This window comes from Candidatus Streptomyces philanthi (assembly GCF_059553635.1).
In genome coordinates this window covers 1-7,934 of the sequence record NZ_JCANQV010000266.1, presented here as the reverse complement: position 1 = coordinate 7,934, position 7,934 = coordinate 1, and the positions used below count along the sequence as shown (strand labels likewise).

Sequence of the window (7,934 nt, the reverse complement as noted above, 5' to 3'; positions counted from 1 at the left end):
AGGCGGTCCTGGACGGGCTGGAGGCGCTGCCGGTCGAGGAGCTGCCGGTGGCCGTGGACGCGGAGCCGGTGCTGGGCCGTCGCAGCACACTGCGGCTGCGGGTGCACGACCTGTACGGGCGGCTGGCCCCGGCCGGGCCGCGCGGCATCGATGTCGAGCTGCGGCGGCGTACCGGCGACCGGCGCGGAGTGGTGCGCACCGCCGCGCTCACCCCGGCGGACGGGTCCTGGACCGCGGAGGTGGTGCTGGACCTCGCCTCGCTGGCCGTCCGCGGGGGCCGCTCGGCGGAGCCGGACTCCTGGGACGTGACGGCCTTGGTGCGCTGCGCCGACGGTTCGGTGCTGCGTGTCGCGCCGCGGGCGGCGGGCCCGGGGCTGCGCCGCCGGATGCTGCCCGGTGGGCGTCGCGGGGTCCTGCTGGCGCAGCCGTACGCGACGACGGGCGGTGCGCTGGCGCTGCGGCTGGCGGCCGGCCTTGGCAGTGTGTGGCGGATCGCGGCGCGCCGGTTGCGGCGCTGAGCCGTCCGCCCGTCCTCATCTTTTCCCGACGTTCCCGAGCCTAGGATGCGGTTATGTCTTACTTGATCACGGGTGGTGCCGGTTACATCGGTGCCCATGTCGTACGGGCCATGCACGATGCCGGTGAGCCGGTCGTGGTGCTGGACGACCTGTCGACGGGGGTACCGTCCCGGATTCCGGAGGGGGTGCCGCTGGTCAAGGGCTCGATCCTGGACCGGGCGCTGCTGGACCGTGTCATCGCCGAGCACGGGGTGACCGATGTGGTGCACCTGGCGGCGAAGAAGCAGGTCGCGGAGTCGGTGGCGATGCCGCTGCACTACTACCGCGAGAACGTCCACGGTCTCCAGACGCTGCTGGAGGCGCTGGCCGCGGGCGGTGTGGGGCGTTTCGTGTTCTCGTCGTCGGCGGCGGTGTACGGGATGCCGGACGTCGACCTGGTCACCGAGGACACGCCGTGCGCACCGATCAACCCGTACGGGGAGACCAAGCTCGTCGGCGAGTGGATGGCCCGTGCGGCGGGCCGGGCGCACGGCATCAGCACCGCCTGTCTGCGCTACTTCAACGTGGCGGGCGCGGCGGCGCCGGAGCTGGCGGACACCGGGGTGTTCAACATCGTGCCGATGGTCTTCGAGAAGCTCACCCAGGGCGCCGCGCCGCTGATCTTCGGCGACGACTACGACACGCCCGACGGCACCTGCATCCGTGACTACATCCATGTCGCGGATCTCGCGGACGCCCATCTGGTGGCGGCCCGCAAACTCGCCGAGCCGGGCCCGGTGCGGGACCTGACGCTCAACATCGGGCGGGGCGAGGGCGTTTCGGTGCGCGAGATGATCGACCTGATCATCGAGGTCACCGGGCGCGGGGATCTCGCCGCCGAGGTCGCGCCGCGCCGGGCGGGCGACCCGGCCCGGGTGGTGGCGTCCGGTGAGAGGACCGCGGCGGTGCTGGGCTGGAAGGCGCACCACGACGTCCGCGACATGATCACCTCCGCGTGGGAGGGCTGGCGGTACCACCACCCCGAGGCGCGCTGAGCACCACAGGGGCACACGGGCGGCCGGGGGCGCGGGGAGCGTCGCCGGCCGCTTCGCCGTGTCAGCGGACGGGGCGCACGGCGAGGTCGTAGCAGGCGTCGGGGATGGGGTGGGCCGGGTCGCGGAAGAAGGGGTAGGCGGCGTAGGTCCGGCCGTCGGGGTCGCGGTGCGGCGGGCCGGGGACGGCGTGGGTGTCGGCGCGGATCACGGCGGTGAGTTCGGGGACGAGCCCCTCGCGCAGGCAGTGGGCGCGCAGTCGCAGCCGGGGCGGGAGGGCGGCCCGTACCCGGTCGGTGAGGTGGCGGGCGACCAGGGGCCGGGCGGCGTCGGCCATCGCGCGGCGGCCGGCGTCGTCGCGGGCAAGGTAGGGGGCGGCGAACGCGGCGAGGATCTCGCCGTGGAAGTGCCGCACCATCAGCGTGTCGCGGTCGGGTCCGGGGGCGACGGTGTCGGTGACCTGGTCGAGGACGGTGGCGAGGTAGCCGAGGTGGTCGGGCCAGTCGAGGTCCTGGCGGCTGGCGTTGCTGTCGTCGTCGCGGCCGTGCAGGTAGTAGCAGTCGTAGTCGGCGACGACGGAGACGGTGCGGGCGCGCAGCACGGCGGCGATGCCGAACGGCAGGTCCTCGGCGAGCGCGCGGCCCTCGGTGAACCGCAGCCGGTGCTCGGTGACGAAGGAGCGCCGGAAGAGTTTGTAGGCGGCGAGCGTCCAGTAGACCGGGGAGTCGAAGACGGAGACGCTGCCGCTGGTGGTGCGCAGGTCGACGGGGGCGTCGCGGCCGTCGGCGCCGACGATCCTGCCGTAGACCACGTCGGATTCGTGGGCGCGGGCCATCGCGACGAGCCGTGCCAGGGCCTCGGGGCCGAGGTGGTCGTCGGAGTCGGCGAAGAACACGAACTCGCCGGTGGCGCGGTCGAGTCCGAGGTTGCGGGGGCGGCCGGGGCCGCCGGAGGGCGGCTCGTGGACCACGGTCAGGTGCGGGTGGCGGCGGGCCTGTTCGTCGAGCCAGGGGCCGCTGCCGTCGGTGGAGCCGTCGTCGACGGCGATGATCTCGGTGCGGTGGGGGCCGAGGGTCTGGGCGAAGAGGGAGTCGAAGCAGCGGGGGAGGTAGCGCAGGGTGTTGTGCACCGGTACGACGACGCTGACGGTGGGCGGTGCGGCGGGCTGCGGGGGCTGTGGGGGCTGTGGGGCCATGGTCGTCCTCGGTGGTCCGGGCGGGGCCGCCGGGCCGGGCGGGCCCCGCCGTCCGGCGGGCCCGCCCGGCCCCGTTTCAGCGCTCCAGGAAGGCGAAGAGGTCCTCCCAGCGCCGGGTGATCCGGTCGGTGGAGTAGCGGCGGACGTTCTCCCTGGCCGCTTCGCCGAACCGGTCGCGCAGTTCCTTGTCGGCGATCAGTGTCCCGATGTGGTCGGCGAGTTCGTTGACGTTGCCGAGGGTGGCCAGCAGTCCGTCCTCGCCGTGGCGTACGATCTCGCGGACGCCGGGCGCGCAGTCGAACGCGGCGCACGGCACCCCGGCGGCCATCGCCTCCATCAGCGACAGCGGGAAGCCCTCGGCGCGGGACGCCTGGGCGAAGACGGAGGCGCCGCGGAGCGCGCCGGGCACGTCGCCGGTGCGGCCCATGAACTCCACCGAGCGTTCCAGGCCGAGGGTGTCGCGCTGTTTGCGCAGGATCTCCTCGTCCTCGCCGGAGCCGTAGATCCGCAGCAGCCAGTCGGGGTGGCGGGGGGCGAGCAGGGCCCAGGCGTCGAGGAGGAGGTCGACGCCCTTCTCGTCGGAGAGCCGGCCGATGCTGGCGACGACGTTCTCGGTGCGCGGGGAGGGGTCCTCGGGCATCAGGGGCAGCGGGTTGGGCATGAAGTCGGCGTTGTCCATGCCGGCCCGGATCCACCGGTCGGCGTCCTCGCGGGTGAGTGCCAGCATCCGGTCGACGTCGCGGTAGTGGCGGCGGACGCGGGCGAAGCGGGAGGAGTTGCGGCAGGCGTCGAACGACTCGTGGCTCATGCCGATGACGGGCATGCCCGCGGTGTCGGCGAGCCGTACCCATTCCATGGCCCAGATCTGGGTGACGACGACGATGCCGCCGGGGCCCGCGGCGGCGAACCGGGCCGACATCTCGCGGGCGGCCGCGAGCATCCCCGCTTCGCGGGCGGCGCGGCGGCGGCGTTCGGCGAGGTTGAGCCGGCCGCTGACGCCGCGGGCCGGGACGGCCTTGGGCGGGTGTTCGCTGTAGAGGGTGGTGGTGGGGTAGTCCACCTCGCCCAGGTCGGCGCGGTGGTCCTCGGGGGCGGGGACGATGCCGATGACGTGCGGGCGGTGGCCGCGTTCGGCGAACAGCCGGGCCATCTGGTGGGTCCAGGTGGTCACCCCGCCGATCTCGTTGACGTTGTTGCAGACGAAGTAGAGGTCACGCCCGGTCACTTGGGGTCTCCTTCGCGGTGTGCGGCACCGAAGAACCTGTCGACGACGCGGCGGGCCGCGTCCCCCCTGTCGTACTCGCCGTAGGCGGCGACGAACGCCCCGCGGGCCTCACGGTGTTCGGTGTCGGCCACCTTGAGGTGGTCGAGCGCGGCGAACAGAGCGTCCTGGTCGCGGACGAACGGGCCGGGGGCGGTGGTCGCGAGGTCGAAGTAGGTGCCGCGGGCCTCGTTCGCGTACTCCTCGTAGTCGTGGGCGAAGAAGATCATCGGCCGGTCGAGGAGGGCGTAGTCGAACATCACCGAGGAGTAGTCGGTGATCAGCGCGTCGGCGAGGGTCATCAGCGGGGTGATGTCGTGGTGGCCGGTGACGTCGATGACGGTGCCGCGGACGGAGGGGGGCAGGACGACGGTGTTGAGGTAGTGGGAGCGGATCAGCAGGACGTAGCGGTCACCGAAACGGGTGGCGAACTCATCGGCGTCGAAGGGAAGTTCGAAGGGGGCGACGGAGCCGTTGGGCCGGGCGCGGAAGGTCGGCGCGTAGAGGAGCACCGTCCTGTCGTCCGGGATGCCCAGTTCGGCGGCGAGCGGGCCGCGGACGCGTTCGCCGCCGCTCTCCTCGGCCGCGCGGGCGGCGACCAGGGCGTCGTTGCGGGGGTAGCCGGTGCGCAGCAGCACCTCGGGGCGCAGCCGGAAGGCGCGGGCGAGGGTGGTGACGTCGTGCTCGGTGCGGACGAGGAAGTGGTCGAAGCGGTCGAGGACCTGCTGGTACGCCTCCTTCGCGGCGCGGGACTGGAGCCGCAGCCGGGGTTCGTCGAAGCCCATCCGCTTGAGGGCGGAGCCGTGCCAGGTCTGGATGTAGGTGGTCTGGGGGCGTTTGGTGAGCTTGAGGGGGAAGCCCTGGTTGTCGATCCAGAACTCGGCCTGGGCCAGGGCCCGCAGATACGGCCAGCTCCAGCGTTCGACGAGGGTGGCGTCCTCGGGGAAGCCCTCGGGTTTCCTGCCGGAGTAGCTCCAGACGGCCTCGAAGTCGATGCCCTGGCGGCGCATCTCCTCGTAGAGGGCGCGGGGGCTGTCGCTGTACTGCTTGCCGAGGTGGGACTCGAAGACGACCAGGCCCTTGCGGACGGGGAGCTTGCAGAACACGTCGTGGTAGACGCGGAGTTTGGTGCGGCCGGAGTTGAGGTCGCGCTTGGCCTTGCGGGCCTTGCGGACGCCGGTCTTGGCGAGCGTGGCGGCCTGGCTGCGCAGGGCCTGGCCGAGGAGTTTCTGGGTGGAGCGGGCGGCGCGGCCCTGGGCGTGGAGGACGAAGGTGAGGTGGCCGCGGCGGGAGACGGAGGGTTCGACGCGGTCGGAGACCAGCCGGGTCAGCCGGGGGCGGACGCGCAGGGCGTGGGCCCGGTCGAGGTCGACGCCGCCGACGGTGAGGCGGGTGCGGGTGGTCTCGCCGTCGGCCTCCAGGATGAGCCGGACGTCCCAGACGGCGTCGATGACGCCGAGGGGGCGCAGCCTGCGGGAGAGGTCGAGGGTGGCCTGCCAGCGGAGGTGGTCGCCGTCGAGGTCGAGGGTGTGCAGGGGGAAGGTGAAGGTCTGGAGGCTGCGGCGGCGGGCCCGTAGTTCGAGGCGGCCGCGGAGCCGGCCGGCGCGGGTGAACTGGCCGAGCGGATTGACGACGGCGCCGGTCAGTTCGACGGTGCCGCGGCCGTCGTCCTCGTAGGCGGTGAGCTGGTTGCGGAGGAACAGCTTGCCCAGCGGGCGGGTGTGGTAGCCGGCGTCGGTGACGTCGAGGACGCGGCGGCCCTCGGGGTCGTCGAGGTGGCGGGCGGTCCAGTAGACACGGCCGTCCCGTTCGGTGAGGGGGCTGGAGAGTTTGTCGCGGTTGATGAGGGTGTCGACGGCGGGCATCAGGGCGTCCCAGTCCTCCTTCGCGAGGAGGTAGGCGCAGATGGCCTGTATCGGCTGGACGCGGCGGTAGGCGGCGGGGTCGATGCCGCCGAGGTAGCCGTTGGCCATGGCGGCGAACTCGCGGCGGTAGTCCTCGTCCAGCAGCGGCAGGTCGCGCAGGTGCAGGACGAGGTCGTGCTTGAGGAACTTGACGTCCTTGTGGAACTTGAGCTCGTCCAGGCCCTTGTCCGCGAGAAGTTCGTCGACCCGGCGGTGGATCTCCATGCGGTGGGCGAAGTTGGCGATCTCGTGCCGCCGGTTGCTGATGGACTTCGTCGCCGCCTTCTCGAAGACGTTCCAGAAGTAGACGTGGTTGGGGATGAGGGTGATGCGCCGGGCGGCGACGTACGCCTGGGCGGAGAACAGCAGGTCCTCGTAGTGGATGCCGACGGGGAACTCCAGGCCGGCCTCGCGCAGGAACTCCCGGCGGTAGAGCTTGTTGGTCGACAGGGTGTCGAAGACCAGCAGGTCGGGGAGTTCGGAGACGGAGTCGAGGGTACGGGTCCTGGAGTAGAGCCAGGGGTACCACTCGACCTGCTTCTTCAGCCGGGTGTCGGCGTGCACCCTTACGCACATGCCGGAGACGAGGTCGGCGCCGCTGCGTTCGGCGGCCTCCAGCATGTTGCGGCAGGCGTTGTGCTCCAGGACGTCGTCGCTGTCGAGGAACATGACGTAGGTGCCGCGGGCCCGGTCGATGCCGTGGTTGCGGGGGGCGCCGCAGCCGCCGCTGTTCTCGGGGAGGCGGAAGGCGCGCACCCGGTCGGGGTGGGCCGCGGCGAGCTCCCGGGCGACGGTGAAGGATCTGTCCGTGCTGTGGTCGTCGACGATGACGACCTCGACGCCGTGGAGGGTCTGGTCCAGGACGGACCGGACGGCGGTCGGCAGCCGGTCGGCGTCGTTGTAGACGATCACGACTACGGAGACGTCAGGCACGGGCACCCCAATCATCTGTTGTGTTCCTTGCCGTGCGGGCCCTCAAAATACCGTGCACGATCGACTACAGCCTGTAATACCGGACATCCCGGTGTGCGATTTTTACGGGGCATTACCGGTGCCGCGCCGTGCGCTCGTGGTGCGGCCGCGCGAGGGCCGTCGACCCGTGGACGCCGTGACGCGCGTCCGCCGGGCGGCGTGACCACCGCACGCCACCACTCCAGGAGAATGAAACGGACTCCCCGGACATATACCTTGGACCTGACATCCGGTGAGCCTGGAGAAGAGCCTGTGGAGTCGACGCCTTCCCCCTCCAAGAGGCGGTACCGGCTCGTACGGTTGCGCGACGGCGGGGTGAAGTGGCCCACCGCCGAAGCATGGGAAAGGATGTGCGCCCCCGGGCTCGCGGCCCTGGTCCCGATGGGCGCGTACTGCCTGGCGCTCGCCGTCCACGGCGGCTACCCCTTCGGGCCCCGCTCCCGCGCCGTCAACGACCTCGGCAACCAGTTCGTCCCCTTCCACGCCCGGCTGTGGGACCTCGCGCACCACGCCACCACCGGCGACCTCTTCTTCAACTGGGGCAGCGGCTACGGCGTCCCCTTCCTCGCCGACTTCCTCACCTATCTGATGAACCCGTTCTCCTGGCTCGTCGTCCTCTTCCCCCGCGAACTCGCCGACCTGCCGGTGTTCCTGGTGACCCTGCTGAGCATCGGGCTGGGCAGCGCCCTGATGGCCGTCCTCCTCGGCAGGCTGCGCCCCGGCCCCGGAGTGCTGCGGGCGCTGGTGGCGGCGGGCTACGGGCTGAGCGCGTGGGTGCTGGTGGACGGGCACGCCGACCCGATGTGGATGTGGGGCGTGGTGGCGCTGCCGCTGCTGGGCATCGCCGCCGACTGGTGCCTGCGCGGGCGCCGCTGGCCGGCCGGGACCCTGCTGGTCGCCGCCGCCTGGGCCGGGAACTTCTACACCGCGGCGATGGCCACCCTCGCCATGGCCCTGGTCCTCGCCGTACGGCTGCTGACCATGCGGCTCTCCGGCCGCGAGAGGCTGCGGGCGGCGGGCCGCGCCGTCACCATGGGCGGTGCCGGGGTGCTG

General features: G+C 72.2%; 5 protein-coding genes and 1 pseudogene. 3 read left to right on the top strand and 3 right to left on the bottom strand.

What is annotated here, in order from left to right:
• Positions 1-518, top strand: a pseudogene (locus tag AC51EU_RS24020) (transferase); the annotation flags it as partial.
• A gap of 53 nt (positions 519-571) precedes the next feature.
• Positions 572-1,552 (top strand): UDP-glucose 4-epimerase GalE, encoded by a 981-nt coding sequence (galE, locus tag AC51EU_RS24015; RefSeq protein WP_496269130.1) that lies wholly within the window; start codon positions 572-574, stop codon positions 1,550-1,552.
• A gap of 61 nt (positions 1,553-1,613) precedes the next feature.
• On the opposite strand, the gene AC51EU_RS24010 is transcribed toward galE, so the two are convergent.
• From AC51EU_RS24010 to AC51EU_RS24000, 3 genes are all read right to left on the bottom strand, one after another.
• Entirely contained in the window at positions 1,614-2,744 is a 1,131-nt protein-coding gene (locus tag AC51EU_RS24010; protein ID WP_496269129.1) for a glycosyltransferase family 2 protein, read from the bottom strand.
• Positions 2,745-2,820: 76 nt separating this feature from the next.
• Positions 2,821-3,969, bottom strand: a complete 1,149-nt coding sequence (locus AC51EU_RS24005; RefSeq protein ID WP_496269128.1) for a glycosyltransferase — start codon at positions 3,967-3,969, stop codon at positions 2,821-2,823.
• On the bottom strand, positions 3,966-6,857 hold the full coding sequence (locus AC51EU_RS24000; RefSeq protein ID WP_496269127.1) for a bifunctional glycosyltransferase/CDP-glycerol:glycerophosphate glycerophosphotransferase: 2,892 nt from the start codon (positions 6,855-6,857) through the stop codon (positions 3,966-3,968). Before AC51EU_RS24000 ends, AC51EU_RS24005 begins: the two co-directional genes overlap by 4 nt.
• Before the next feature lie 276 nt (positions 6,858-7,133).
• On the opposite strand from AC51EU_RS24000, the gene AC51EU_RS23995 reads away from it, so the two are divergent.
• Positions 7,134-7,934 (top strand): YfhO family protein (locus AC51EU_RS23995; protein ID WP_496269126.1); only part of this gene is annotated, 801 nt, incomplete at its 3' end.